24 protein-coding genes are annotated in these 26,533 nt (G+C 69.6%); 6 read left to right on the top strand and 18 right to left on the bottom strand.

The features are described 5' to 3' along the window. Positions 1 to 32 precede the first annotated feature (32 nt). From secA to A5701_RS22325, 13 genes are all read right to left on the bottom strand, one after another. On the bottom strand, positions 33 to 2,858 hold the full coding sequence (gene secA / locus A5701_RS22385) for a preprotein translocase subunit SecA (protein WP_067759043.1): 2,826 nt from the start codon (positions 2,856 to 2,858) through the stop codon (positions 33 to 35). An 83-nt stretch (positions 2,859 to 2,941) separates the two neighbouring features. Next, entirely contained in the window at positions 2,942 to 3,610 is a 669-nt protein-coding gene (gene hpf, locus A5701_RS22380; RefSeq protein ID WP_067759040.1) for a ribosome hibernation-promoting factor, HPF/YfiA family, read from the bottom strand. Between the two features lie 325 nt (positions 3,611 to 3,935). Next, on the bottom strand, positions 3,936 to 4,568 hold the full coding sequence (locus A5701_RS22375) for a ComF family protein (protein WP_067759037.1): 633 nt from the start codon (positions 4,566 to 4,568) through the stop codon (positions 3,936 to 3,938). 84 nt (positions 4,569 to 4,652) lie between these two features. Continuing rightward, complete coding sequence (gene lpqB / locus A5701_RS22370; RefSeq protein ID WP_067759034.1) at positions 4,653 to 6,413, bottom strand: MtrAB system accessory lipoprotein LpqB; 1,761 nt, start codon at positions 6,411 to 6,413, stop codon at positions 4,653 to 4,655. After that, positions 6,410 to 8,083, bottom strand: coding sequence for an MtrAB system histidine kinase MtrB (mtrB, locus tag A5701_RS22365; RefSeq protein WP_082950280.1), 1,674 nt, complete (start codon positions 8,081 to 8,083; stop codon positions 6,410 to 6,412). Before mtrB ends, lpqB begins: the two co-directional genes overlap by 4 nt. 13 nt (positions 8,084 to 8,096) lie before the next feature. Next, the gene (mtrA, locus tag A5701_RS22360) at positions 8,097 to 8,783 is read right to left on the bottom strand and encodes a two-component system response regulator MtrA (RefSeq protein ID WP_007168097.1); all 687 of its coding nucleotides are present in this window, start codon (positions 8,781 to 8,783) and stop codon (positions 8,097 to 8,099) included. An 80-nt stretch (positions 8,784 to 8,863) separates the two neighbouring features. Next, a complete protein-coding gene (locus tag A5701_RS22355) occupies positions 8,864 to 9,496 on the bottom strand; it encodes a dTMP kinase (RefSeq protein ID WP_067759028.1) in 633 nt (210 codons plus the stop codon). Between the two features lie 64 nt (positions 9,497 to 9,560). After that, positions 9,561 to 11,033 (bottom strand): adenosylhomocysteinase, encoded by a 1,473-nt coding sequence (gene ahcY, locus A5701_RS22350; protein WP_067759025.1) that lies wholly within the window; start codon positions 11,031 to 11,033, stop codon positions 9,561 to 9,563. Positions 11,034 to 11,134: 101 nt separating this feature from the next. Further along, a complete protein-coding gene (locus A5701_RS22345; RefSeq protein WP_067759081.1) occupies positions 11,135 to 11,767 on the bottom strand; it encodes a TetR family transcriptional regulator in 633 nt (210 codons plus the stop codon). A 14-nt stretch (positions 11,768 to 11,781) separates the two neighbouring features. Further along, on the bottom strand, positions 11,782 to 11,964 hold the full coding sequence (locus A5701_RS22340) for a rubredoxin (protein WP_067759022.1): 183 nt from the start codon (positions 11,962 to 11,964) through the stop codon (positions 11,782 to 11,784). After that, positions 11,961 to 12,134, bottom strand: a complete 174-nt coding sequence (locus tag A5701_RS22335) for a rubredoxin (RefSeq protein WP_067759018.1) — start codon at positions 12,132 to 12,134, stop codon at positions 11,961 to 11,963. The genes A5701_RS22340 and A5701_RS22335 overlap by 4 nt, the downstream gene beginning before the upstream one ends. Next, complete coding sequence (locus A5701_RS22330) at positions 12,131 to 13,372, bottom strand: alkane 1-monooxygenase (RefSeq protein ID WP_067759015.1); 1,242 nt, start codon at positions 13,370 to 13,372, stop codon at positions 12,131 to 12,133. Before A5701_RS22330 ends, A5701_RS22335 begins: the two co-directional genes overlap by 4 nt. 100 nt (positions 13,373 to 13,472) lie before the next feature. Then, entirely contained in the window at positions 13,473 to 14,981 is a 1,509-nt protein-coding gene (locus tag A5701_RS22325; RefSeq protein WP_067759012.1) for an APC family permease, read from the bottom strand. A gap of 101 nt (positions 14,982 to 15,082) precedes the next feature. Between A5701_RS22325 and A5701_RS22320 the strand changes: the two genes are divergently transcribed. Beyond that, on the top strand, positions 15,083 to 16,465 hold the full coding sequence (locus tag A5701_RS22320; protein WP_197505037.1) for an NAD(P)/FAD-dependent oxidoreductase: 1,383 nt from the start codon (positions 15,083 to 15,085) through the stop codon (positions 16,463 to 16,465). Here A5701_RS22320 and manA read toward each other — a convergent pair. The 4 genes from manA to A5701_RS22300 form a co-directional block, all read right to left on the bottom strand. Next, a complete protein-coding gene (gene manA / locus A5701_RS22315) occupies positions 16,443 to 17,669 on the bottom strand; it encodes a mannose-6-phosphate isomerase, class I (protein ID WP_067759007.1) in 1,227 nt (408 codons plus the stop codon). The genes A5701_RS22320 and manA overlap by 23 nt on opposite strands. 8 nt (positions 17,670 to 17,677) lie before the next feature. After that, positions 17,678 to 18,778, bottom strand: coding sequence for a TobH protein (locus A5701_RS22310; protein ID WP_067759004.1), 1,101 nt, complete (start codon positions 18,776 to 18,778; stop codon positions 17,678 to 17,680). Beyond that, complete coding sequence (locus tag A5701_RS22305) at positions 18,775 to 20,172, bottom strand: phosphomannomutase/phosphoglucomutase (RefSeq protein ID WP_067759001.1); 1,398 nt, start codon at positions 20,170 to 20,172, stop codon at positions 18,775 to 18,777. Before A5701_RS22305 ends, A5701_RS22310 begins: the two co-directional genes overlap by 4 nt. A 122-nt stretch (positions 20,173 to 20,294) precedes the next feature. Continuing rightward, the gene (locus tag A5701_RS22300) at positions 20,295 to 20,744 is read right to left on the bottom strand and encodes a DUF3499 domain-containing protein (RefSeq protein ID WP_197498888.1); all 450 of its coding nucleotides are present in this window, start codon (positions 20,742 to 20,744) and stop codon (positions 20,295 to 20,297) included. A 173-nt stretch (positions 20,745 to 20,917) separates the two neighbouring features. Here A5701_RS22300 and A5701_RS22295 point away from each other — a divergent pair, with 173 nt between their 5' ends. Continuing rightward, positions 20,918 to 21,340, top strand: coding sequence for a metallopeptidase family protein (locus A5701_RS22295; protein WP_067758997.1), 423 nt, complete (start codon positions 20,918 to 20,920; stop codon positions 21,338 to 21,340). 15 nt (positions 21,341 to 21,355) lie between these two features. Here the strand turns inward: A5701_RS22295 and A5701_RS22290 are convergent, their stop codons facing one another. After that, complete coding sequence (locus A5701_RS22290) at positions 21,356 to 21,694, bottom strand: WhiB family transcriptional regulator (RefSeq protein ID WP_007168083.1); 339 nt, start codon at positions 21,692 to 21,694, stop codon at positions 21,356 to 21,358. 353 nt (positions 21,695 to 22,047) lie between these two features. Between A5701_RS22290 and cofD the strand changes: the two genes are divergently transcribed. The 4 genes from cofD to A5701_RS22270 are packed head-to-tail and all read left to right on the top strand — an operon-like array spanning position 22,048 to position 26,525. Then, positions 22,048 to 23,049: a 2-phospho-L-lactate transferase gene (gene cofD / locus A5701_RS22285; RefSeq protein ID WP_067758995.1), complete on the top strand. Its 1,002-nt coding sequence runs from the start codon at positions 22,048 to 22,050 to the stop codon at positions 23,047 to 23,049. Further along, on the top strand, positions 23,046 to 24,386 hold the full coding sequence (locus A5701_RS22280) for a coenzyme F420-0:L-glutamate ligase (protein WP_067758993.1): 1,341 nt from the start codon (positions 23,046 to 23,048) through the stop codon (positions 24,384 to 24,386). The genes cofD and A5701_RS22280 overlap by 4 nt, the downstream gene beginning before the upstream one ends. 10 nt (positions 24,387 to 24,396) lie before the next feature. Continuing rightward, a complete protein-coding gene (locus A5701_RS22275; RefSeq protein ID WP_067758991.1) occupies positions 24,397 to 25,971 on the top strand; it encodes a class I SAM-dependent methyltransferase in 1,575 nt (524 codons plus the stop codon). Next, entirely contained in the window at positions 25,968 to 26,525 is a 558-nt protein-coding gene (locus A5701_RS22270; protein WP_197498887.1) for an NUDIX hydrolase, read from the top strand. The genes A5701_RS22275 and A5701_RS22270 overlap by 4 nt, the downstream gene beginning before the upstream one ends. The last annotated feature ends 8 nt before the right edge of the window (positions 26,526 to 26,533 follow it).

Genomic DNA, 26,533 nt, shown 5'->3' with positions numbered 1-26,533 from the left:
GCTAGCCGCACACTCGGCGAGAAAGGCGCGCGCTAGCGGCGCTTGACCGACTTCGGCGGCTTGGCGCCGCGGCCTTGCTGCCTGGCGGCCGCGCGGCGCTCGCGCCGGGAACCGCCGCCCGCCACGCCCGCCGGCGTCCGCTGACCGTCGCCGCCGTTGCGTTGCACCTGCGCCGAGCCGTCCTCCGACGGGCCGGAGTAGGTCATCGCCGGCGCCTCGTTGTCAATCCCCTTGGCGCGTAACTGGGTTGGCGGCTCTTCCCGCGGGGGCGGGGCGGCCTCGCCCTGGTCCGCCGCGGTTCCCAGATCCTTGAGCCCCTCCGGCGTTTCCACCGGCGCGACCTGTGGGGTGGGCACCGCCTCGACCGTGACGTTGAACAGAAATCCGACCGACTCCTCTTTCATGCCGTCGAGCATCGCCATGAACATGTCGTAGCCCTCGCGCTGGTACTCCACCAGCGGGTCGCGCTGCGCCATCGCACGCAGCCCGATGCCTTCCTTGAGGTAGTCCATCTCGTAGAGGTGCTCGCGCCACTTGCGGTCGATGACGTTGAGCAACACGTTGCGTTCCAGCTGGCGCATCGCGCCCTCGCCGGCGATCTCTTCCAGCTCGGCTTCCCTTGCGGCATAAGCCCGTTCGGCGTCCTTGAGCAGCTCGTCGAGCAGCTCCTCGCGGGTGAGGTCGTCGCGGTCGGAGTCGGCGTCCACGCGCATCAACGTCTCGTGGTCGATGCCGACCGGGTACAGGGTCTTGAGCGCGGTCCACAACGCCTCGAGGTCCCAGTCCTCGGCGTAGCCGTCGGCGGTCGCACCGTTAACGTAGGCGGTGACCACGTCGCGGACCATGTCCAGCGCCTGCTCCTTGAGGTTCTCGCCCTCCAGGATGCGGCGGCGCTCGGCGTAGATCACCTTGCGCTGCTGGTTCATCACCTCGTCGTACTTGAGGACGTTCTTGCGGACCTCGAAGTTCTGCTGCTCGACCTGTGTCTGGGCACTCTTGATCGCGCGGGTGACCATCTTGGCTTCGATGGGCACGTCGTCGGGCAGGTTGAGCCGGTTGAGCATCGCCTCCAGCGCGGCGCCGTTGAACCGGCGCATGAGCTCGTCGCCCAGTGACAGATAGAAGCGGGACTCGCCCGGGTCGCCCTGGCGGCCGGAGCGGCCGCGCAGCTGGTTGTCGATGCGCCGCGACTCGTGCCGCTCGGTGCCCAGCACGTACAGGCCGCCGGCCTCGACCACCTCGGCGGCCTCCTTGCCGGCCTCCTCCTTGACCTTGGGCAGCTCCTCGTGCCAGGCCGCCTCGTACTCCTCGGGCGTCTCCACCGGGTCGAGGCCGCGCTCGCGCAGCCGCTGGTCGGTGAGGAAGTCGACGTTGCCGCCCAGCACGATGTCGGTACCGCGGCCGGCCATGTTGGTCGCCACCGTGACCCCGCCGCGGCGGCCCGCCACGGCGACGATGCCCGCCTCCTGCTCGTGGTACTTGGCGTTGAGCACGTTGTGCGGGACGCGGCGCTTCTGGAACTGGCGCGACAGGTACTCGGAGCGCTCGACGCTGGTGGTACCGATCAGGACGGGCTGGCCCTTCTCGTAACGCTCGACGACGTCGTCGACCACCGCGATGTACTTGGCCTCCTCGGTCTTGTAGATGAGGTCGGACTGGTCGGTGCGGACCATCGGCTTGTTGGTCGGGATGGGCACCACGCCCAGCTTGTAGATCTCGTGCAGCTCGGCCGCCTCGGTCTGGGCGGTACCGGTCATGCCGGCGAGCTTGTCGTAGAGCCGGAAGTAGTTCTGCAGCGTGATGGTGGCCAGCGTCTGGTTCTCGGCCTTGATCTCGACGTGCTCCTTGGCCTCGATGGCCTGGTGCATGCCCTCGTTGTAGCGGCGGCCGTAGAGCACGCGGCCGGTGAACTCGTCGACGATCAGCACCTCGCCGTCGCGGACGATGTAGTCCTTGTCGCGGTTGAACAGCTCCTTGGCCTTCAGCGCGTTGTTGAGGTAGCTGACCAGCGGCGAGTTGGCGGCCTCGTAGAGGTTGTCGATGCCGAGCTGGTCTTCGACGAACTCCACACCCAGTTCGTGCACGCCGACGGTGCGCTTGCGCAGGTCGACCTCGTAGTGGACGTCCTTTTCCATCAGCGGCGCCAGCCGGGCGAACTCGAGGTACCAGTTGGAGGCGCCGTCGGCGGGGCCGGAGATGATCAGCGGGGTGCGGGCCTCGTCGATCAGGATGGAGTCGACCTCGTCGACGATGGCGAAGTTGTGCCCGCGCTGCACCAGGTCGTCGAGCGAATGCGCCATGTTGTCGCGCAGGTAGTCGAAGCCGAATTCGTTGTTGGTGCCGTAGGTGATGTCGGCGGCATACGCCACCCGGCGCTCGTCGGGGGTCATCTGGGCGAGGATCACGCCGACCTCGAGACCGAGGAAGCGGTGCACGCGGCCCATCCACTCGCTGTCGCGTTTGGCCAGGTAGTCGTTGACGGTGACGACGTGCACGCCCTTGCCGCCGATGCCGTTGAGGTAGGCCGGCAACACCGAGGTCAGGGTCTTGCCCTCACCGGTCTTCATCTCCGCCACGTTGCCGAAGTGCAGCGCCGCCGCGCCCATCACCTGCACGTCGAACGGGCGCTGGTCGAGCACCCGCCAGGCCGCCTCGCGGGCCACCGCGAAGGCCTCGGGCAGCAGGTCGTCGAGGCTTTCGCCGTCGGCATGCCGCTTCTTGAACTCGTCGGTCTTGGCCCGCAGCTCCGCGTCGGTCAGCTTTTCGACCTCGTCGGACAGGGTGTTGACGTAGTCAGCCACCCGCTTGAGACGCTTGAGCATGCGACCTTCGCCAAGGCGCAGCAACTTCGACAGCACAGCTATGTCCCCTGTTGGTTAGGAGTCTCTTCTCTTAAGGCGACTCCCATCGTAGGTGACGACGCCGTGATGGCCGTCGTACCTCAGGAGAGCCTGATCAGCCCGTAGTCGTAGGCGTGCCGCCGGTAGACCACGCAGGGCCGCTCGGTCTGCTTGTCGTGGAAGAGGAAGAAGTCGTGCCCGACGAGCTCCATCTCGTAGAGCGCGTCGTCGACCGTCATCGGCGTAGCCGGGTGTTCCTTGGTCCGCACGATCCGACCGGGCTCGTGGCCGGCCTCGGCGCCGTCATGCTCGGCCGGCGGTTCGGGCGCACGTTCCTGCGCCGGCGGCGGCACGACCGCGGTGGCGGCGGCCAGCGACACCGGCGTCTTGTCGCCGTAGTGGACCTTGCGGCGATCCTTGGCGCGGCGCAGCCGGTTCTCCAGCTTGTCGACCGCGGACTCGAATGCCGCGTAGAAGCTGTCGGCGCAGGCCTCCGCCCGGCTTACCGGCCCGCGGCCGCGGGCGGTGATCTCGACGCGTTGACACGATTTGCGCTGTCGCCGGTTGGGCGCGTGCTTGAGCTCGACATCGAAGAGATAGATGGAGCGATCGAACCGCTCGAGGCGGGCGAGTTTCTGGGAGACGTACACCCGATAGTGGTCGGGGATTTCTACGTTGCGGCCCTTGAAGACGACTTCGGCGTTGGTCATCGGTTGAACTTGGCCGTCGGTTTGCGTCGGCGGTTGGTCGAGAATTTGACCGGAATCCACGGATAGCCTTGACATACGTGACAACTCGTTTCTCTTTCACGTCGCACGCGCCCTGCGTGCCCGGCTTGCTGACGACGCGCCGACGAGGTGGGGAGAGCGGGTCTTTTCACCTGAATCACCGCTGCAGGCTGCTCGCCGATGCAAGGTGTCGAATACTCACCCCTTCCCGCGAGTGGGGTCTCAACCTGGGAATGTCGCGACCAGTGAGTCAGACCAGTGAGTCGATTAACGTTGTTCTCGACGTTAGCTCTTGTTCGCCTCGCCATGCCACTGATTTCGCGGAGCTGTTGCGAGTTCTTCACATACTCTTGGCGACCGCACAGCCTCACGCGGCCGCGACCGTCAGCACTGCGGTGACCCGGACCCCCGCCGCCCGCAGTACCCGCACCGACTCCCGTGCCGTGGCCCCGGTGGTGACGATGTCGTCGACGATCAAGACCTCGGTGGGCGGCGCCGCGCGCCGCAGCCGCACCCGGCCCGCGACGTTGCGCTCGCGGGCCGCGGTGCCCAGGCCCACCGAGTCGCGCACCAGCGCCCTCATCCGCAGCGCCGGGGCGACGGCGATCGCGGGATGGCCGGCCACCGCCGCGCGCGCGAGCCGGGTGACCGGGTCGCCGCCGCGTCGGCGCGCCGCCGAACGGCGCGTCGGGGCCGGCACGACGGTCAGCGGGAGCTCGACGATGCCCCAGGACAGCAGCCGGTGCACACCGGCGGCCAGCGCCCCCGCCAACGGCCCGACGAGATCCGTGCGGCCGTGCTCCTTGAGCGCCAAGATCGCCTGGCGGCGGGCGCCCGCGTAGCGGCCGAGCGCGAACACCGGCACCTGCGGATCGACGCGCGGGGTCACCACATGGGGTTGGTCGGCGGCCACCGATAGCTCCCGTGTGCAGGCGGCGCACCAACGGGTCGACGGCGCCCCGCAGCCGCCGCACTGCAGCGGCAGGATGAGATCCAGCACGGGGTCAGTGTCGCCGGCGGGACCGACAACCGGGGTGATGGTGGCGACCCGCCACGCCCGGCTCCGCCGCGCTCGCGATCGCCACTAGCCAGGCAGGACCGGCGCCGCCCCGAACACCATCAGGCCCGGCACCTCCGACCACCCCTGCTGGCTTTCGGCGGCGGCCGCCGAATACTGCAGCACCCCTTGGGGAGCCCCGACGTAGACCGTCGACGGGTTGGCGGCGACCGTCAGCACCGGCATCTGCAGACCCCGGGACGGCGCGTCGGAGTTCACCCCGTCGAGGTTGACGTACGACACCGGATGGCTGGCGTCCGTGCGGGTCACCACGATGTCGTCACCGGTGCGCCAGGACAGCGACACCACCGAGTTGCCCAGCCCGAAGCCGAGCCGCCGCGGGTAGGTCAGTGCGTACTGGCCGGCCTGGGTCTGCTCGACGCTGGCCAGGATCACCTGGCCACCGATCACCATCGCGGCGCGCGTGCTGTCGCGGGACAGCTGCAGGTCGGTGATCGGACCCGGGAAGCGGGTGGACACGGCGACGGAATCGACGGGAATGCGGGCGGGCTGCCCCGACGCCGGTTCCTGGATCGCGCGCAAGACGTTGTTGCCGTCCACCACCACCCACACGGCATCGTCCAGCGACCAGCTCGGCCGCGTCAGGCCATGCCCGTCGGCGGACTGGACCGCCTCGCCGCCCAGGTCGCCGATCCACAGCGAGGCCGCCTCATCCGGCGCGCCGCGGTGCAGGGTGACGACGGACGCGACCTGTCGCCCGCTGCGCGACAGCGCGGCGCCGGTCTGGTCGCCCATCCGCCCGAAGGCCCCGGGCACATTGGCGAAGTGCTGGCCGTCCAGGGAGACCAGCGACCCGTTCACCAGCGCATGCAGCCCGGCGCCCGCGCCGTCGGCGACGCCCGGGTCGGTGGCGGCGACGTCGGAGGTCGTCCAGCCCTCCGCGAACCGGTCGTCGAGCGGGGCGCCGTCGGCGTTGATCACGTACGGGCCCCTGATGTCGGCCCGCGCCAGCGTCCAAATGATCTGCGCGGCAAGCAAAGCCCTGCTGTGCGGGTCGGTGGTGGACAGCTTCTCCAGGTCGATGCGCGCGCCCCCATAACCGCGCCCGATCCCGTTCTTGCCGCCGTCGGCCCGGGTCACCGGCCCGCGCAGCCGCAGCGGCGGGGCGAGCAGGTTGCGCACCGTGTGCGCCATCTCGGGGCGCGGCCCGCCGATCAGCTTGGAGACCAGCTCGGTCGCCAATTGGTCGTGGTCGGCCACCGCCACGTAGCGCGGATCGGGCACCACCGTCTTGCCGGTCGGGTCGGCGAAGTAGAGCGTGTTGCGCTTGTACGTCGACTGGAACTGCTGCCAGTCCAGGAACACCCCGTTGGGCAGGCGGTCGATCCGCCACCCGCCCGAGGTCTTGACCAACTCGATCGGGCCGGGGTCGGGCAGCACCCCCTCGGCGGTCTCGAACACCCCCATGTCCGACAGCGACCCCAGGATGTCGGCCCGCATGTTCGCCGAAACCCGTTCGGCGGCACGGGTTTCCACGAACACCACGTGGTCGATCAGCAGAGCGCTACCGGCGTCGTCCCAGGCGTTGGACGCCGACTGGGTGAGGAACTGGCGGGCCGCCAGGTGCCGGTTCGCGGGATCGGCTGTGGCCTTGAGGAATTCGCGCAGCAGGACGTCGGGGTCCATGCCGGGGGTCGGCTTGGGCAGGTTCGACGGCGCGGGTCGCTCGACCGTGCCGATGGCCTGCGGCGCCGACGAGCTGGGCACGCCCGCGCAACCGGCCAGCAGCAAGGCCAGCATCAGCAGGCCCAGCAGCCGGCGCATCATCCGCTCCTCTCCGCGTGTTCGCGTTGCCGCGAACGGTCTTTGGGTTGCGGGCCGGTGTTGGCGGTCGGCGGGATGGGTTTCATGGGCAGCGGGCTGGTGGTGACCTTGTGCCCGCGGACCAGCGGCAGCGTGAGCCGGAAGCACGAGCCCTCGCCGGGCTCGCCCCACGCCTCCAGCCGGCCCTGGTGCAGGCGCGCGTCCTCGACGCTGATCGCCAGGCCCAGGCCGGTGCCGCCCGACCGGCGCACCCGCGAAGGGTCGGCCCGCCAGAACCGGCTGAACACCAGCTTCTCCTCGCCCGGCCGCAGCCCCACCCCGTAGTCGCGGACGGTGACCGCGACGGTGTCCTCGTCGGCGCCCATCCGGATCTGCACCGGCTTGTGTTCGGCGTGGTCGATGGCGTTGGCGATCAGGTTGCGCAGGATCCGCTCCACCCGCCGGGTGTCCACCTCGGCGATCACCTCCTCGTCGGGCAGGTCGACGAGCAGCTCGATGCCGGCGTCCTCGGCCAGGTGGCCCACATTGCCGAGCGCGCTTTGCACGGTGCTTCGCAAATCCACCGCCTCGACGGACAATTCGGCCACGCCCGCGTCGTGGCGGGAGATCTCCAGCAGGTCGTTGAGCAGCGACTCGAACCGGTCGAGTTCGTTGACCATCAGCTCGGTGGAGCGCGCCAGGGTGGGGTCGAGGTCGGCGCTGTGGTCATAGATGAGGTCGGCGGCCATCCGGACCGTGGTCAGCGGCGTGCGGAGTTCGTGGCTGACGTCTGAGGTGAACCGGCGCTGCAGGTTGCCGAACTCCTCGAGCTGGGTGATCTGGCGGGACAGGCTCTCCGCCATGTCGTTGAACGACACCGCGAGCCGGGCCATGTCGTCCTCGCCGCGCACCGGCATCCGTTCGGACAGGTGCCCCTCGGCGAACCGTTCGGCGATCCGCGACGCCGACCGCACCGGCACCACCACCTGGCGGGACACCAGCAGGGCGATCCCGGCGAGCAGCACCAGCAGCACGGCGCCGCCGGTGATCATCGTGCCGCGGACCAGCGTGATGGTGGCCTGCTCGTTCTTCAGCGGGAAGATCAGGTACAGCTCCAGGTTGGCCACCTGCGACGAGGCGGGGGTGCCCATGATCAGCGCCGGCCCGGAGAAGCCGTCGGTGTGTACGGTCGCGTACTGGTAGGACGCCTGCCCGGCCTTGACGAAGCCGCGCAGCGAATTGGGCACCTGGTCTACGGGTCCGGCCGTGGACGCCGCGCGCGGCCCATCGCCCGGCACGATCAGCACCGCGTCGAACGCGCCGGCCAACCCGGCGCCCGACGCGGGGTCGGTCTTGGACGTCAGCGTGTTGCGGGCCAGTTGCAGGCTGCTGTCCAGGGAGCGGGTTTCCTCGCCGCTGACGATCCCGCCGACGGTGGTGCGCGCCCGCTCGATCTGTTCGATGCCCGCCTTGACCTTGACGTCGAGCACCCGATTGGTGACCTGAGAAGTCAGCACGAAGCCGAGCGCGAGAATCACCGCCAGTGACATTCCGAGCGTCAGCGCGACGACGCGCAGCTGCAACGACCGGCGCCACGCGACGGCAACGGCGCGACTCACCGCACCCATGCCGCGGGTCATGGGACCCGAACGCCCCCAGCGGCTCCTAGTCCGTCGCGGCGAGCGCCAAATCAAGGACGCTCCCGGATCACGGAGGTCCGGCCTTGTATCCCACTCCTCGAACGGTCAGCACCACGGTCGGGTTCTCCGGGTCCTTCTCAACCTTGGCCCGCAGACGCTGGACATGCACGTTCACCAGGCGGGTGTCCGCCGGGTGCCGGTAGCCCCACACCTGTTCGAGCAGCACATCACGAGTAAACACCTGCCGCGGTTTGCGCGCCAACGCGACCAGCAGGTCGAACTCGAGCGGCGTCAGGGAGATCTGCTCGCCGTTGCGCGTCACCTTGTGGGCCGGCACGTCGATCTCCACGTCGGCGATGGACAGCATCTCGGCCGGCTCGTCGTCGTTGCGCCGCAGCCGCGCCCGCACCCGGGCCACCAGCTCCTTGGGCTTGAACGGCTTCATGATGTAGTCGTCGGCACCCGACTCGAGGCCGAGGACCACGTCCACGGTGTCGGTCTTGGCCGTGAGCATCACGATCGGGACGCCCGAATCGGCGCGCAGCACGCGACAGACGTCGATGCCATTCATGCCCGGCAGCATCAGGTCCAACAACACCAGATCGGGGCGCAGTTCGCGCACCGCAGTCAGGGCCTGGGTGCCGTCACCGATGACCGCGGTGTCGAAACCCTCCCCACGCAACACGATGGTGAGCATCTCGGCCAGCGAAGCGTCGTCATCGACGACGAGAATCCTTTGCCTCATGGAGTCCATGGTGTCACCAGATCGGGACAAAACTCGGACACCACACGGGTGTTTCTTCCCCGATAAGGGCGAATCGAGACCAAATTGTGCTAACCGGCGTCCAAAGAGACGGCCAACCGGCCAGGATCGACGTCCGCGTCGACCACCAGCCACCGGCCGCCCCAGTCCGCTTCGGCGAGTCCGGCGTAGACGGCGCCGGTGCGCCGCTGGAGGCCGTCGTCGCGTTCGTAGCTGTCCCGGGCCCGCCCCGGCTCGTGCTCGGCCCGGTGCCGGGCGCGCCGCGCGGCGAGCTCGACCGGCACTCCGAGCAGCAACTGCCAGTCGGGCGACGGCAGGCCCAGCCGCTCATATTCCAGCCGCCGCACCCACTCGACCGCCGGCCCGCCCGCGTCCTGGTGCAGGCGCGCGGCGCTGTAGGCCGCGTTCGAGGCGACGTAGCGATCCAGGATGACGACGTCGTGGTCGCGGCGCAGCGCCTCGATGTCGTCGACGGCGCCCGCCCGGTCGAGCGCGAACAGCATCGCCATCCCGTAGACCGACGACGACAGGTCCCCGTGGTCGCCGTGCAGGGCCTCGGCCGCGACGTCGGCGGTCACCGATTTCCCGTAGCGGGGGAAGGCCATGATCGCCACCGACTTCCCGGTCGCCTCGAAAGCCCTGCGCAAGCCGTCGGACAGCGTCCGCTTGCCTGCGCCGTCAACCCCTTCGATCGCGATCAGCACGGCGCCAGCCTAAGCGCGACGCCGAATGCCGCGCTGGCGCGACGCTCGGCGGGCCAGCAATGACTCAGTAGCGGTAGTGGTCGGCCTTGTAGGGACCGTCGACGTCGACGCCGATGTACTCGGCCTGCTCCTTGGTCAGCTTGGTCAGCTTTCCGCCGAGCGCCTCCACGTGGATGCGGGCCACCTTCTCGTCGAGGTGCTTGGGCAGCCGGTACACCTCGTTGTCGTACTCGTCGTTCTTGGTCCACAGCTCGATCTGCGCGATCACCTGGTTGGAGAAGCTGTTGCTCATCACGAACGACGGGTGGCCGGTGGCGTTGCCCAGGTTCAGCAGCCGGCCCTCGGAGAGCAGGATGATCGACTTGCCGCTGTCGGGGAACGTCCACACATCGACCTGCGGCCGGATGTTGGTCTTGGTCGCGCCGGAGCGCTCCAGCTGGGCGACCTGGATCTCGTTGTCGAAGTGCCCGATGTTGCCGAGGACGGCGTAGTCCTTCATCGCCTTCATGTGCTCGAGGGTGATGATGTCCTTGTTGCCGGTGGCGGTGATGACGATGTCCGCCGTCCCGATCGCGTCCTCGACCGTCTCGACGTCGTAGCCCTCCATCAGGGCCTGCAGCGCGTTGATCGGGTCGATCTCCGTGACGACGACGCGCGCGCCCTGACCCTTGACCGAGTCGGCGCAGCCCTTGCCGACGTCGCCGTAGCCGCAGACCAGCACCTTCTTGCCGCCGATCAGCACGTCGGTGCCGCGGTTGATCCCGTCGATCAGCGAGTGCCGGCAGCCGTACTTGTTGTCGAACTTGGACTTGGTCACCGAGTCGTTGACATTGATCGCCGGGAACGCCAGGTCACCGGCCGCGGCGAACTGGTACAGGCGCAGCACGCCGGTGGTGGTCTCCTCGGTGACACCCTTGACCGACTCGGAGATCTTGGTCCACTTGTCCTTGTCGGTCTCGAAGCGGTTGCGCAGCAGCTCCAGGAAGACCTTCCATTCGGTGGGGTCGTCCTCTTCGGCGGGCGGCACCACGCCGGCCTTCTCGTATTGCGCGCCGCGCAGCACCAGCATGGTGGCGTCACCGCCGTCGTCGAGGATCATATTGGCCGGCTCGTCGGGCCAGGTCAGCATCTGCTCGGCGGCCCACCAGTACTCCTCCAGCGTCTCGCCCTTCCAGGCGAACACCGGAACACCCTTGGGCTCCTCGGGCGTGCCGTACGGCCCGACGACCACCGCGGCGGCGGCGTGGTCCTGGGTGGAGAAGATGTTGCACGACGCCCAGCGGACCTGCGCGCCCAGCGAAACGAGGGTCTCGATGAGGACCGCGGTCTGCACCGTCATGTGCAGCGAGCCCGAGATCCGCGCCCCCTTGAGCGGCTGCACGTCGGCGTATTCGCGGCGCAGCGACATCAGACCTGGCATCTCCTGCTCGGAGAGCTCGATGTCCCGGCGACCGTAGTCCGCGAGCGACAGGTCGGCGACCTTGAAGTCGATGCCGTTGCGGACGTCGGCGGTCAGCGAACTTTCAGTCGTCGTCATTAAAGTTCCATTCCTTCTGCGGCTTGGTTCGAAAGAGGATTACTTAGCTTAGGTATACGCTCTTGCGCCACTGTAGTCGGCGGCCCAGGCGCCGGCCGTCGTCAGGGGACGTTGACGACGCCGTGACGCTCGGCGAACGGCGTCATCAGCCGCGCGAGGTCCGCCGCCACGTCATGGTCGGCCTCGGGCGGCATCGAGACGTAGCTCATCGCCAGCCGCACGATGGCCCGCGCCAGCACGCCGGCATCCTCGTCGCTGGTGGCCACCCAGCTCTGGGTGAACGCCGTGCTCAGCCGTTCCGACGCCCGGGTGATGATGGGCCCGCTGTCGGTGGTGATGATCTGCAGCAGGTCCGGCTTGGCGACCCCGGTCAGCAGCGAGATCACCAGCGGGTCCGCCGCCGACTCCGCGAAGAAGGCCCGAAAGCCCTGCAGGAACGCCTCGTAGATCTTGCCGACGTTGGCGACGATGGCGGTATGGACGGCGTCGACCAGCCGGTCGGCCAGGCGCAGGGCGTAACCCTGCGCCAGACCCTGCCGCGACCCGAACTCGTTGTAGATGGTCTGCCGGCTGATGCCCGCGGCGCGGGCCACGTCCGAGAGCGTGATGGCGGACCAGTCGCGGGTCAGCAACAGCTCGCGCATCGCGTCCAGCACCGAGTCGCGCAGCAGGGCGCGCGACGCCTCGGGGTAGGGCATCCGCTTCACAGGCGCGACAATAGCCGCTTCGGCCATGCCGTTGGTGCCGATCACGCCCGGGCTATCTCGACCATCTCGAAGTCGGATTTCGCCGCGCCGCAGTCCGGGCAGCTCCAGTCTTCGGGGATGTCGTCCCAGCGGGTCCCGGGCGCGATGCCGTCCTCCGGCCAGCCCTTGGCCTCGTCGTATTCGAATCCGCACTGCACGCAGATGAAGAGCTTGTAATCGGTCATCGGATGGCTCCTGTCTCCTGGAAATCGATCTTTTCGCGCACCGAACAGTCGGGGCAGCACCAGTCGTCGGGAATCTCGGCGAAGGGCGTGCCCGCGGGAAGGCTTTCCCGCGGAGCGCCTTTCGCCTCGTCGTAGATGTAGTCGCAGCCCGGGCAGCGGTAGGCGCTCATGCCCTCACCCCGTAGCGGGCCAGCACCCGCTTACGCACCCGCGGGTGGATGTTCACCTTGGTGATGTCGCCGTCGTAGTGTTCGAGCACCCGGTGGTCCATCACCTTGCGCCACAGCGGCGGGACGTAGGTCAGCGAGATCATCGACGCGTACCCGCTGGGCAGGTTGGGCGCGCCCGCCATGCTGCGCAGCGTCTGGTAACGCCGCGTCGGGTTGGCGTGGTGATCGCTGTGCCGCTGCAGGTGGTACAGGAACAAGTTGGTGACGACGTGGTCGGAGTTCCAGCTGTGCACCGGTGCGCACCGCTCGTAGCGACCGCTAGCGTTCTTCTGCCGCAGCAGCCCGTAATGCTCCAGGTAGTTGACCGCCTCGAGCAGGCTGAAGCCGAAGACGGCCTGGATGATGACGAACGGGATGAGCGCCGGGCCGAAGACCGCGATCAGCACGCCCCACAACACGATCGACAGCAGCCACGCGTTGAGCACGTCGTTGGACAGGTACGTCGCGGGGTTCCACGGGTTCTTGTCCAGGCGGCGCAGGCGCTGGGCCTCCAGCCGCAGCGACGAGCGCAGGCTGCCGAACACGCTGCGCGGCAGGAACTCCCAGAAGGTCTCCCCGAAACGGGCCGACGCGGGGTCCTCGGGCGTGGACACCCGCACGTGGTGGCCGCGGTTGTGCTCGATGTAGAAGTGGCCGTAGCAGGTCTGCGCCAGGGTGATCTTGGACAGCCACCGCTCCAGCGAGTCCTTCTTGTGGCCCATTTCGTGGGCGGTGTTGATGCCGACGCCGCCGAGGACGCCGACCGACAGCGCCACGCCCAGCTTGCCCGCCCAGCCCAGCGCGCCGTCATAGCCCAGCCAGCTCAGGTTGGAGGCGGTGAACAGGTACGCGCCGAAGACCACGCTGAGGTACTGGAACGGGATGAAGATGTAGGTGCAGTAGCGGTAGTACTTGTCGTTCTCCAGCTGCTCCATCACCTCGTCGGGCGGGTTCTGCCCGTCGGGCCCGAAGCGCAGGTCGAGGATCGGCAGCAGCACGTAGACGAGGATCGGCCCGATCCACAGCGGCGCCTGCGCGGCGGCGTGCCAGCCGAGCTGGTTGAGCCCCCAGACGATCGGCAGCATCACGAAGAGCGCCGTCGGGGCGATCAGTCCCATCAGCCAGAGGCGTCGCTTCTTGTCCCGCCAGACGGGCGGCTCCACCGCCTCGGCGTCTGCCTGCTGTTCGAGTGTGGTCATATGCCAAACCTCCTTGTGAGTCACACCACGTTGGAGATTGACAATATCGCCATCAGCGTCTCGTGTCTAGACACAAGAGGTACTTTTGTAAACGGATTCGCTAGGGCACGGCGTCGGGCTCGGCCCGGGCGGGCGGTGCGACGCCCTCCGCCTCGCGGCGGCCCTGCACGGAGTGCCGATAGCCGTAGCCGACATAGATCGCGGTGCCGACCGCCAGCCAGACGCCGAACCGCACCCAGGTCAGCGCAGTCAGGTTGACCATCAGCCAGACGCACGCGGCGATCGACGCGATCGGCAGGACCGGCACCCACGGGGCGCGGAAGCCCCGCTCCAGGTCCGGGCGGGTGCGGCGCAACACCATCACGCCGGCCGAGACCAGGACGAACGCGAACAGCGTGCCGACGTTGACCATCTCCTCGAGCTTGGCGATCGGGAACACCGAGGCCGTCGCGGCCACCACCACCGCGACGAGCACGGTGATCCGGACCGGGGTGCCGTGGGAGCCGGTCTTCGCCAACTGGCGCGGCAGCAAGCCGTCGCGCGCCATCGCGAACAGCACGCGGCATTGGCCGAGCATCAGCACCATCACCACGGTGGTCAATCCGGCCAGCGCCCCGATCGCGATGATCTTGCTGGCCCAATGGATGCCGTTCGCGGTGAACGCCGTGGCGAGGTTGGCCGGCTTGTGGCCGGGCATCGTCTTGAGCTGGGTGTAGGAGACCATCCCGGACAGCACCACCGAGACCGCCACGTAGAGCACGGTCACGATCGCCAGCGACGCCAGGATGCCCCGCGGAACGTCGCGCTGGGGCCGCTTGGTCTCCTCAGCCATGGTCGCGACGATGTCGAACCCGATGAACGCGAAGAACACGATCGACGCTCCCGCCAACACCCCGTACCAGCCGTAGTGGCTGCTGTGCGCCCCGGTCATCAGCGACAGCACCGACTGGTTGACGCCCGACGCCTCGTGCCCCGCCTCCGGCTTGGGGATGAACGGCGAATAGTTGGAGCCCTTGATGTAGAAGGCGCCGACGACGACGACCAGCAGCACCACCGACACCTTGATGCCGGTGATCACCGCGGAGAACCGCGACGACAGCTTGGTGCCCAGGGCGATCAGCACGGCAACCCCGGTGACGATCAGCAGCGCGCCCCAGTCCAGGCTGACCGAACCGAGCTGCGTAGTGCCGCCGGCAAACCCGAACACGTTGCCCAGGTAGCTCGACCAGCCCTTGGCCACGACCGCGGCGCCGATCGCCAACTCGAGCAGCAGGTTCCAGCCGATGATCCAGGCGAGGAACTCCCCGAAGGTGGCGTAGGAGAAGGTGTAGGCGCTGCCGGCGACCGGCAGCGTGGAGGCGAACTCGGCGTAGCACAGCGCCGCCAGCGCGCAGGTGACCGCCGCGATCACGAACGAGATCCAGATCGCCGGGCCGGTGATGTCACCGGTCGTCGACGCGGTGACGGTGAAGATACCGGCGCCGATCACCACGGCGACCCCGAAGACGACCAGGTCCAACCAGGTCAATTCCTTGCGTAACCGGGTGTCTGGCTCGTCGGTGTCGGCGATCGATTGTTCGACCGACTTCATGCGCCATCGGTTGGCCATCCGTCGCCCTTTCCCTCTACGAAGGGGACCCATTGGTCCGTCACAGTACTGGGTACTCTGCCGAGATGGCGGACACCAAAGCAAACACCAGGGACCATGCGGTGGTCATCGGCGGCAGCATCGCCGGGCTGTGCGCCGCGCAGGTGCTCTCGGATGCGTTCTCCCGGGTCACGGTCTACGAGCGCGACGAGTTGCCGAGCACACCGTCGAGCCGGGCGACCGTTCCGCAGGACCGGCACCTGCACATGCTGATGGCCCGCGGCGCAATGGAGTTCGAGAGCCTTTTCCCCGGGCTGCTGGAAGACATGGTGGCCGCGGGCGTGCCCATGCTGGAGAACCGGCCCGACTGCATTCATCTCGGCGCCGCGGGCCACGTGCTCGGCACCGGACACACACTGCGTGACGAATTCACCGCGTACGTGCCCAGCCGGCCGCACCTGGAGTGGCAGCTGCGCAAACGCGTCCGCAACACGGACAACGTCACGATGGTGCGGCGCTCGGTGGCCGAACCGCGGTTCGACCCGGCGCGCCAGCGGGTGACCGGGGTGCTGCTGGATCCCGTCGACGGCGAGGATCCGGAATTCGTCGCGGCCGACCTCGTCGTCGACGCGGCAGGCAGGGGCACCCGGCTGCCGACGTGGCTGACGCAGTGGGGCTACGAGCGCCCGCGGGAAGACCTCCTCGACATCGGCATCTACTACGCGACCCAGCAATTTCGCATCCCGGACGGCTTGATAGCGGAGAAGGTAGTGGTCGCCGGCGCGTCGCACGACAAGTCGCTGGGGCTCGGCATGCTCTGCTACGAGGACGGCACCTGGGTGCTGACGACGTTCGGGGTGGCGAACGTCAAGCCGCCGCAGACGTTTCCGGAGATGCTGGAACTGGCCGAGGAGCTGGTCCCGCCCCACGTCAACGCGGCGCTGAAGCAGGCCGATCCCATCGGCGAGCCGGCGTTCCACGCCTTTCCGGCCAGCAAGTGGCGCCGCTACGACAAGCTGGACCGCTTCCCCGCCGGCATCATCCCCCTCGGCGACGCCGTGGCCAGCTTCAACCCCACCTTCGGGCAGGGCATGACGATGACCTCGCTGCAGGCCGGCCATCTGCGTCGCGCGCTGAAACTGCCCGACGACCAGCTGGCCGCCGAACTCAGTCGGGCCACCGCCAAGTCGACCTTCCCGGTGTGGACGATGAACGCCATCGGCGACGTCACCTTCCACCACGCCGAGACCAAGGGGCCCATTCCCTGGTGGTGGCGGCCCTCGGGCGCGCTGTTCGACCAGTTCCTCGGGGCCGCCGAGACCGATCCCGTTCTGGCCGAATGGTTTTTGCGCCGGTTCTCGCTGCTCGACAGCCTCTACATGGTCCCGCCGCCGCGCATCGTCGGCCGCACGATCGCCCACAATCTGCGGCTGTGGCTGGGCGAACGCCGTCAGGCCGCCCGTGGCGATCGCCGGCGCACCCCTACAGCCCTACGGTCGCCCTGAACAGCTTGGTGGGCTCGCGCGCGACCAGCCGGATCGGGGCGTCGTCGGCCGCCACCCAGGCGGCCATCCCCCGCTGCAGCGTCAGCGACCCGGACTTGCCGTGCACCGTCGTGCACCCCTCGGTGCACAGCAGGATCTGCGGACCCTCGTGGCTGCACGAGGCGTCGACCTCGTGGCCCAGGTAGTCGCCGTCGAGCTCCAGCAGCGCGACCGCGAATTCCTCGGCCGGAGTCTCGTAGATCAGGCCGAAGCCCTCGCGGCGCACGTGGGGGCGCACCTGTTCCTCGGTGGTCGGGGTGAAGTCGAGCACCCGTAGCAGTTCGGGGACGTCGACGTGCTTGGGGGTCAGGCCGCCGCGTAACACGTTGTCGGAGTTGGCCATCACCTCCAGGGCGAAACCGCGCAGGTAGGTGTGCAGGCTGCCGGCCGACACGAAGATCGCCTCGCCCGGGGCCAGCGTGATGCGGTTCAGCAACAGCGCGGCCAGCACCCCGGCGTCGCCGGGGTAGCGTTCCCCGAGCTCCAGCACCGTCTTGACCTCGCCGGCGAATTCCGTTGCCCCGGAGCTGATGTACTGGATGGCGCCGTCCAGCACCGCGGGCACCAGCACGTCGATGTCAGGCTGCGGCGCGGTGATCCAGGTGGTGAACAGCGCGCGCAGGCCATCGGCGTCGGACTGGTCGTTGAGCAGGTCGATGAAGGGGTCGAGGTCGGAGACGGACAGCGCCCGCAGCAACTCGACCGTGCGGGAGGCCTGCCGGAATCCGGCGAGCGCCTCGAATGGCTGCAGCGCCACCAGCAATTCGGGCTTGTGCGAGGTGTCGCGATAGTTGCGGACCGGCGAGTTCAGCGGAATGCCCAGCCGCTCCTCCCGCAGGTAACCCTCGGCCGCCTGCGCCGCGCTCGGATGGGCCTGCAGCGACAGCGGCTCGTCGGCCGCGAGCACCTTGACCAGGAACGGCAGCACGTCGCCGAACCGGGCGCGGGCCCCGGGGCCCAGCTGGCCTTCCGGGTCGGCGACCAGCGCGTCGAGCAACGAGATCTCGCCGGCGTCCGTTTCCAGCCAGGCCGGGTCGCCCGGATGCGCCCCGAACCAGAGTTCGGCCTCCGGATGGGCAGCCGGGACCGTCCGCCCGGTGAATTCGGCGATGGCGGTACGCGATCCCCAGGCGTACGTGCGTAAGGCCCCGCGAAGCAGTTCCACTGTGTTATCTATCCCCGCGCCAGGCGCGCGTAAACCGCGGCCATCTCCAGTCGAACGGCCAATACTGCCAGTTGCTGCTCGGCGCTGATGGCGCCGCCCAACGCGGGCGCGACCGTCGACCCGGCAGAGCCGCCGGGACCGTCGGGCACGTCCTCGGCGGCGAGCAGGTACACGTCGTCGAGCCCGGCGGTCCGGGCCGCCACGATGGTCTGCTCGGCGGACAACGTGAGGGCCAGCACCAGCAGCCGCCGCGGCAGCGGCCCGTCGATCTGTTCGTCGTGGAAGAGCGCGTCGGCGGGATCGGCGAAGCCGCCGGAGACCCCGGCCCGCAGCGCGACGACGGCATCCGACAGCCCGGTCGCGGCAACCACCTGGTGCGCGATCCGCAGCAGGACGGAACTGCCGTGCCGGGCCAGCGCGAGCGTCGCGGCGCAGTCGCCGGCCAGCGCCACCTGCCGATCGGCGATGCGCGCGGCAATCGTCTTGGCCGGGTTGGTGAACAGCTCGCGGGCCGCACTGTTGCGCAGCGCCTCGGCGTCCAGCTCGTCGGCCAGCGCCCGCAGGTCGACGCTGGGTCGCTGGTCGACCGCCTGCACCACCGCCAGGGCGGCGGCCAGGTAGCGGCACAACCCGAACTCGTCGGGGATCGGAAGCCGCGGCGCCAGCACCGCCGCGCGGCCAGCGGTGGCGTCCCGCAGCGGACCCTCGTACGGCGCGACGACGACGACCCGCGCCCCGCGGCGCACCCCGGTGGCGGCCGCGGTGACCAGCGCCGGATCGCCGGGATCGTCGCCCGCGACGATCAGCACGTCGAGCGGGCCGATCCACGGCGGTACCTCGGCGGTCAGCGTGATCGGCTCGGAGGCCGCTCCGGCCACCGTCGCCGCGACCATCGCGCCGGCGTTGTCGGCGGTCCCGCGGCCGGCGACCCAGATCAGGCTGCGCGGCCGGTCGTCGGCCCGCAGCGGATCCAGGGCACCCTCGTCGACGGCCGCGGCGATCGCGCGCACCTGCGCGCCCGCCGACGACGCGGAGCGCAGCAGGCCGTCCCGGTCGGCGGCGAGCAGGCCCTCGGTGTCTTCGAGATCGATCGCCCGGACGGTGTTCACGGCGCGGCCCCGGCGGGCGCCGACTGCGCCTGGATCTGAGCGCTGATCTGCGCGACCACCGCGTCTACGTCGTCGGTGCTGCGCGCCTCGACGTTGAGCCGCAGCAACGGCTCGGTGTTGGAGCTGCGCAGGTTGAACCAGCTGCCGTCGCCGAGGTCGACCGTCACGCCGTCCACGTGGTCGATCGCGTGGATGCGGCTGCCGAAGGACTTCAGCACCGCCTCGGTGCACAGCGCGGCGTCCGCCACGGTGAAGTTGATCTCGCCTGACGACTCGTAGCGCTGGTAGTCGGCGGTCAGCTCCGACAGCGGCCGGTCCTGCTCGCCCAGGGCCGCCAGCACGTACAGCGCCGCCAGCATCCCGGAGTCCGCGCCCCAGAAGTCGCGGAAGTAATAGTGCGCCGAATGCTCGCCGCCGAAGATGGCGCCGGTGTCGGCCATCATCGCCTTGATATAGGAGTGCCCGACGCGTGAGCGCAGCGGTGTGCCGCCGCGCTCGGTGACCAACTCCGGCACCGCCCGGGACGTGATCACGTTGTGGATGATGGTGGCGCCGATCTCCCGGCTCAACTCGCGCGCGGCCACCAGGCTGGTCACGGTCGAGGGCGACACCGGCCGGCCGCGTTCGTCGACGACGAAGCAGCGGTCGGCGTCCCCGTCGAAGGCCAAACCGATATCGGCGCCCGTCTCGCGGACGTAGGCCTGCAGGTCCACCAGGTTGGCCGGGTCGAGCGGGTTGGCCTCGTGATTGGGGAACGAGCCGTCGAGCTCGAAGTACAACGGCAGCAACGTGATCGAGTCGATCGCCCCGAGCACCGCGGGCGCGGTGAGGCCGGCCATGCCGTTGCCCGCGTCCACCGCCACCCGCAGGGGGCGCAGCCCCGAGGTGCTGACCAGCGAGCGCAGAAACTTCCCGTAGTCGTCCAGCACGTCGCGGTCGCTCACGGTTCCGGGCTGTCCGTCATAGCGCTCGACCCCGGCGATCACGGACTCGCTGACGGTGCGCAGGCCGCTGTCGGCGCCGACCGGCTTCGCGGCCGCCCGGCACAACTTGATGCCGTTGTAGGCCGCCGGGTTGTGGCTCGCGGTGAACATCGCGCCCGGGCAGTCCAGCAACCCGGAGGCGAAGTAGAGCTGATCCGTGGAGGCGAGACCGATGCGGACCACGTCCAGGCCCTGGCCCGTCACACCGGAAGCGAAGGCCGCGGCCAGCGTGGGCGAACTGTCCCGCATGTCGTAACCGATCACCACCTGCCGAGCGCCCTCGTCGCGCATCAGCTTGGCGAACGCCGCGCCCAACGTGGTGACCAGCGGCCCGTCGAGTTCTTCGCCGACCAACCCCCGCACGTCGTAAGCCTTGACGACGCGGTGCACGGTCGCGGCGAGCCGAGACATGCGGGGGCCTCCTGACGCCTTGAAAGGGTTCGCGTTCCTTCGCCTCTTGGCCGTCAGCCTATCGGCCCCAGGGAAACACGGGCCGCAGCGGTGCGCGGGGGCCGCGCGCCACACCCGAACGGCTAGTCCTTGGGGTCGGGCAACACCCGCAGGTGTCCGCGGCGCCGGCCCGACCGATGCTCGGGTGGCGCCAGCACACTGCTGCTTGGCGCGGTGGCCCCGCCGTGATGAATGTGCGGGTCCGCGAAGCCGTTCAGGGGCGTGCCGGTGCCGCCATAGGGCACGGCGCGCTCGACCTGGCCGCCTTCGCGCACCGCGTCGGCGAGGGCGACCAGGTCGTCCTCGTCGGGGTGCGTGGGCTCAGCATGCAGGGGACCGGCGTGGCGCACGAGATCCCATCCGCGGGGTGCGGTGATCCGGCCGGCATGGCCGACGCACAGGTCCCACGAATGCGGCTCCCGCGCGGTCGCGAGTGGCCCCACCACTGCCGTCGAGTCCGAGTAGACGAACGTCAAGGTCGCCACGGCGTAGTGCGGACACCCGGGCCGGCAACAGCGACGGGGAACGTTCACGAGCGAAAGGCTATCGTGCGCAAACGCCGGTGAAGCGCCGGACACGCGCAACCGGCGGGCCCCCGATGTTCAACCGTTACCATCGGCGCGTGGGCGATTCGCGCAGCTTCCCGCGGAGGGATCGGCCCCAGGGCCGATTCGCTTCCCACCGGTCCTCCCGCCGGGGCCGCGATGTGCGCGGCCCGCTGCTGCCGCCGACGGTGCCCGGGTGGCGCAGCCGGGCCGAGCGATTCGACATGGCGGTGCTGGAGGCCTACGAACCCATCGAGCGGAATTGGCAGGCGCGCCTCGCCGATCTCGACGTGGCGGTCGACGAGATTCCCCGCATCGCGGCCAAGGATCCCGACAGCGTGCAGTGGCCGCCGGAGGTCATCGCCGACGGGCCGATCCCGCTGGCGCGATTGATCCCGGCCGGTGTCGACGTCCGCGGCAACGCCACGCGGGCGCGAATCGTTCTGTTCCGCAAGCCGATTGAGCGACGGGCCAAGGACACCGTCGAGCTCGGTGATTTGTTGCACGAAATATTGGTGGCCCAGGTGGCCATCTACCTCGACGTGGAGCCGTCGATCATCGACCCGACGATCGACGACGAATGATGTTGCGGCGCGGCGTCAGATGATGCCGCGCTTGAGGCGGCGGCGCTCGCGCTCGGAGAGCCCGCCCCAAATGCCGAAGCGCTCGTCGTGCTCCAGGGCGTACTCCAGGCACTCGTGGCGTACCTCGCACCCCAGGCAGATCTTCTTGGCCTCGCGGGTGGAGCCGCCCTTCTCCGGGAAGAACGCCTCGGGATCGGTTTGGGCGCACAACGCCCGGTCCTGCCACTGGTCCGCGACGGGGGCCGGCATCGGCTCGGGTTCGAATGCGACTGGCGCATCAGGAACCACGGTCAAGTGCGGCCGGGCCGGTCGGACCGGCGCCGAGACGATGGGGGTGTGCGGCGTGCTCGCCATGACTCCTCGAAGATGTTCGTAAGACATACGGTCGTCCGCCTCCTCAGTTTGATTGAGAGAGTGAGTGGTTCCCACTATTTCTGATGTGTACAGACAATTCGAACAAGTGATCGAATCTCGGTCTGCGACACCGGAACCGGCCGGCCAACCGGGAAATGACACTGTTGTGATTAGACACGGGTTGACCAGCCGGGTCAAGCATTACGGCGCATTTCCATACCATCTCGTGACCGAATTACGGCGTTTCCGTTGTTTTGCGCATTCGGCGTGTCGATCACACCGACCACGACTACGCTTAAGGGCCGCGTAACGGCCCCGCCACCGCAAGGTCGCCGGGCAGTACTGTCGTCCACGTGAAGGTCACCGTTCTGGTCGGTGGGGTTGGCGGCGCCCGATTCCTGCTGGGGATTCAACAGCTGCTCGGGCTCGGTCAGTTCGGAACGCAACAGCACCCAGAAGCGGGAACCGGCAACCACGAACTTAACGCAATCGTCAACATCGGCGACGACGCTTGGATTCATGGACTGCGGGTCTGCCCGGATTTGGACACCTGCATGTACACCTTAGGTGGAGGGGTAGACCCGGAGCGCGGGTGGGGTCACCGCGACGAAACCTGGCACGCCAAAGAGGAATTGGCGCGCTACGGCGTGCAGCCGGACTGGTTCGGGCTCGGCGACCGGGATATCGCCACCCACCTGGTGCGCACCCAGATGCTCAACGCCGGCTACCCGCTGTCACAGATCACCACCGCGCTGTGCGACCGCTGGCAACCCGGTGCTCGATTGCTGCCGGCGAGCGACGACCGCTGCGAGACGCACGTGGTGATCACCGATCCCGACGACGGCACCCGCCGCGCGATCCACTTCCAGGAGTGGTGGGTGCGCTACCGGGCCGAGGTGCCCACGCACAGCTTCGCCTTCGTCGGCGCCGAAAAGGCCACCGCCACAAGTGAAGCGGTGGCGGCCATCGCCGACGCCGACGCCATCCTGCTGGCGCCGTCGAACCCGGTGGTCAGCGTCGGCGCCATCCTTGCGGTCCCCGGGATTCGCGCGGCGTTGCGCTCGGCGACCGCCCCGGTCGTCGGCTACTCCCCGATCATCCGTGGAAAACCCTTGCGCGGCATGGCCGATGCGTGCCTGTCGGTGATCGGGGTGGAATCCACCGCGGAGGCGGTCGGCCGGCACTACGGGGCGCGCGGCGGCACCGGGATACTGGACTGCTGGCTGGTGCACGAGGGCGATCACGCCGACGTCGACGGCGTCGCGGTGACCGCCGTGCCGCTGTTGATGACCGACCCCAAGGCGACGGCCGAGATGGTGCGGGCCGGTCTCGAGCTCGCGGGCGTCACCCCATGACCGAACACGGCGCCGCCGCGGCGATCGAGATCCTGCCCGTGACCGGGCTTCCCGAGTTCCGGCCCGGCGACGACCTGAGCGCGGCGCTGGCCTCGGCCGCGCCCTGGCTGCGCGACCGCGACGTCGTCGTGGTGACCAGCAAGGTGGTGTCCAAGTGCGAGGGCCGGCTGGTGCCGGCCCCGCAGGACGCCGAGCAGCGCGACGAACTGCGGCGCAAGCTCGTCGACGACGAGGCCGTGCGGGTGCTGGCGCGCAAGGGCCGCACCCTGATCACCGAGAACCGCATCGGCCTGATCCAGGCCGCCGCGGGCGTGGACGGATCCAACGTGGGCCGCGACGAACTCGCGCTGCTGCCGGTCGACCCCGACGCCAGCGCCGCGGCGCTGCGGGCCGGGCTGCGCGAGCGGCTGGGCGTCGACGTGGCGGTGGTCATCACCGACACGATGGGCCGCGCCTGGCGCAACGGCCAGATCGACGCCGCGGTGGGCTCGTCGGGTCTGGCTGTGCTGCACGGGTATTCGGGGGCCGTCGACCGGCACGGCAACGAGCTGGTGGTCACCGAGATCGCGGTCGCCGACGAGGTCGCGGCCGCGGCCGATCTGGTGAAGGGCAAGCTGACCGCCATGCCGGTCGCCGTGGTGCGCGGCCTCACGGTGGCCGACGACGGCTCGACGGCCCGGCAGCTGTTGCGGCCCGGCGAGGAGGACCTGTTCTGGCTCGGCACCGCCGAGGCCCTCGACATGGGGCGCCGGCAGGCCCAGCTGCTGCGCCGGTCCGTGCGCCGGTTCAGCGCCGAGCCCGTCGCGCCCGGGCTGATCGAAGACGCCGTCGCCGAAGCCCTCACCGCCCCGGCCCCGCACCACACCCGCCCGGTCCGGTTCGTCTGGTTGCGGACTCCCGACGTCCGGCTGCGGCTGCTGGACCGGATGAAGGACAAGTGGCGCTCCGACCTCGCCGGCGACGGCCGGCCCGCCGACTCGGTGGAACGCCGGGTGGCGCGGGGCCAGATCCTCTACGACGCACCCGAGGTCGTCATCCCGATGCTGGCTCTCGACGGCGCGCACACGTACCCCGACGCCGCCCGCACCGAGGCCGAGCACACCATGTTCACCGTCGCCGTCGGGGCGGCCGTGCAGGCCCTGCTCGTCGCCCTGGCCGTGCGGGGGGTGGGCAGCTGCTGGATCGGCTCGACCATCTTCGCCCCCGACCTGGTGCGCGCCGAACTCGAATTGCCCGCCGATTGGGAGCCGTTGGGCGCCATCGCGATCGGTTACCCCGAGGAACCCGCCGGCCCGCGCGACGCCGCGGACGCCGGGGATTTGTTGATCCGCAAGTGATACTGGCCCCATGAGATTCGCGGGCAAGGCGGCGGCGTCCGCCGACAAGGCCCGCGGCGGCTACTACACGCCCGCGCCCGTGGCCCGGTTCCTGGCCGGCTGGGTTCGCGAAGCCGGACCGCGCATCGTCGAACCCTCCTGCGGCGACGGTGCCATCCTGCGCGAGCTGGCCGCCCTCGGCGGACGGCCCCGCGGCGTCGAACTCGTCGGCGAGGAGGCGGCCAAGGCAAGGCAATTCGCGCCCGTAGACGCCGCGAACCTGTTCGGCTGGCTCGCCACCACCGAACCCGGCGCCTGGGACGGCGTCGCCGGGAACCCGCCCTACATCCGGTTCGGCAACTGGGCGGCCGAGCAGCGCGAGCCCGCGCTGGAACTGATGAGGCGCGCGGGCCTGCGGCCCAGCCGCCTGACCAACGCCTGGGTCCCCTTCGTGGTGGCGAGCTCGATCTTGGTGCGCGACGGCGGCCGGGTGGGACTGGTGCTGCCGGCCGAATTGCTTCAGGTCACCTACGCCGCGCAGCTGCGCGAGTTCCTGCTGAGCCGGTTCAGCGACATCACCCTGGTGACGTTCGAGCGCTTGGTGTTCGACGGCATCCTGCAGGAGGTCGTGCTGTTCTGCGGGGTCGCCGGCGCCGGGCCGGCCCGCATCCGCACCCTGCACCTCACCGACGCCGACGCGCTCGCGCGCGCGGCCCTGGACGTCGACTGGGCTCCCGCGCTGCTGCACGAGAACGAGAAGTGGACCAAATATTTTCTGCGCCCTGACGCGATCCGGGCGCTGCGAACGCTCAAGGGATCGGCGGCCATGACCCGCCTCGGCTCGGTCGCCGACGTGGACGTCGGCATCGTCACGGGCCGCAACAGCTTCTTCACGTTCACCGACGCGCAGGCCCGCGAACTCGCGCTGCTGCCCCACTGCGTGCCGCTCGTCTCGCGCAGCGCGCAGCTATCCGGGCTGTTCTACGACACCGACTGCCGGGCAGGCGATGTCGCGGCCGGGCGTCGGACCTGGCTGCTCGACGCGCCGCGCGAGCCGGACGACCCCGCGCTGATCGCACACATCCGGGCCGGTGAGTCCGCCGGCGTGCACCGGGGCTACAAATGCTCGATCCGCAAGCCGTGGTGGAGCACTCCGTCGCCGTGGGTCCCGGATCTGTTCCTGCTGCGACAGATTCACCTGGCGCCGCGGCTGACCGTCAACGCCGCCGACGCGACGAGCACCGACACCGTGCACCGGGTCCGGCTCTCCCCCGGCGTCGAGGCGGCCGCGCTGGCCACCGCCTTCCACAACAGCGTGACGTTCGCCTTCGCCGAGATCATCGGCCGCAGTTACGGCGGGGGGATCTTGGAGCTGGAACCCCGCGAGGCCGAGCAGCTGCCCATTCCCCCACCGGCGCTGGCCGGCCCGGGGCTGGCCGGCGACGTCGACCTGCTGTTGAAGGCCAACGAGATCGACAAGGCGCTGGACCTCGTCGACCGCCACGTCCTGATCGACCGCCTGGGTCTGCAACCCGAGGTGGTGGCGCGGTGCCGCGCGGCATGGGCCTCGCTGCGGGATCGCCGGAAGCGGCGGGGCGCCCGGTGAGCGTCCGGGAGTCGGCTATCGCGCTGCTGTCCGACTGGCAGGCGCCCGACGCCGGGCAGGATTCGTTGCGCCACGCGGTGCTTGCCTTCGTGCTCGCCCGTCCCGACGCGTGCCGCCGCGAGTGCGTGCCCGGCCACGTCACGGCGTCGGCGCTGGTGGTCGACCACACCGGCGACCGCGTGCTGCTGACGTTGCATCCGCGGCTGGGCCGCTGGGTGCAGCTGGGCGGCCACTGCGACGATGACGACCGCGACATCGCCGCCGCCGCCCTGCGCGAGGCCACCGAGGAGTCCGGCGTCGACGGCCTGCGCATCGAACCCCGGCTGGCCGCGGTGCACGTCCACCCGGTCACCTGCTCGCTGGGCGTGCCCACCCGCCACCTGGATCTGCAGTTCGTGGCGCACGCGCCGGCCGGCGCGCGAATCGCGATCAGCGACGAGTCGGATGACCTGCGGTGGTGGCCGGCCGACGCCCTGCCGGACGGGACCGACCACGCGCTGGCGTATTTGGTCGCGCGCGCTCGGGGCACCACCCGGTCGCGCGGGTCACGCTAGCGTGACCG

This window comes from Mycobacterium sp. E3305 (genome assembly GCF_001666785.1).
Classification (GTDB): Bacteria; Actinomycetota; Actinomycetes; order Mycobacteriales; family Mycobacteriaceae; genus Mycobacterium.
Note: the sequence above shows the minus strand (reverse complement) of the source record. Positions and strands in the feature narration are given on the sequence as shown.

Excerpts from the sequence above, each read along its gene's own strand:
- lpqB (WP_067759034.1), bottom strand. The coding sequence starts at position 6,413 with ATGATGCGCCGGCTGCTGGGCCTGCTGATGCTGGCCTTGCTGCTGGCC.
- mtrA (WP_007168097.1), bottom strand. The coding sequence starts at position 8,783 with ATGGACTCCATGAGGCAAAGGATTCTCGTCGTCGATGACGACGCTTCG.
- ahcY (WP_067759025.1), bottom strand. The coding sequence starts at position 11,033 with ATGACGACGACTGAAAGTTCGCTGACCGCCGACGTCCGCAACGGCATC.
- A5701_RS22345 (WP_067759081.1), bottom strand. The coding sequence starts at position 11,767 with ATGGCCGAAGCGGCTATTGTCGCGCCTGTGAAGCGGATGCCCTACCCC.
- A5701_RS22340 (WP_067759022.1), bottom strand. The coding sequence starts at position 11,964 with ATGACCGATTACAAGCTCTTCATCTGCGTGCAGTGCGGATTCGAATAC.
- A5701_RS22335 (WP_067759018.1), bottom strand. The coding sequence starts at position 12,134 with ATGAGCGCCTACCGCTGCCCGGGCTGCGACTACATCTACGACGAGGCG.
- A5701_RS22330 (WP_067759015.1), bottom strand. The coding sequence starts at position 13,372 with ATGACCACACTCGAACAGCAGGCAGACGCCGAGGCGGTGGAGCCGCCC.
- A5701_RS22325 (WP_067759012.1), bottom strand. The coding sequence starts at position 14,981 with ATGGCCAACCGATGGCGCATGAAGTCGGTCGAACAATCGATCGCCGAC.
- A5701_RS22305 (WP_067759001.1), bottom strand. The coding sequence starts at position 20,172 with ATGTCTCGGCTCGCCGCGACCGTGCACCGCGTCGTCAAGGCTTACGAC.
- A5701_RS22290 (WP_007168083.1), bottom strand. The coding sequence starts at position 21,694 with ATGGCGAGCACGCCGCACACCCCCATCGTCTCGGCGCCGGTCCGACCG.
- A5701_RS22280 (WP_067758993.1), top strand. The coding sequence starts at position 23,046 with ATGACCGAACACGGCGCCGCCGCGGCGATCGAGATCCTGCCCGTGACC.
- A5701_RS22275 (WP_067758991.1), top strand. The coding sequence starts at position 24,397 with ATGAGATTCGCGGGCAAGGCGGCGGCGTCCGCCGACAAGGCCCGCGGC.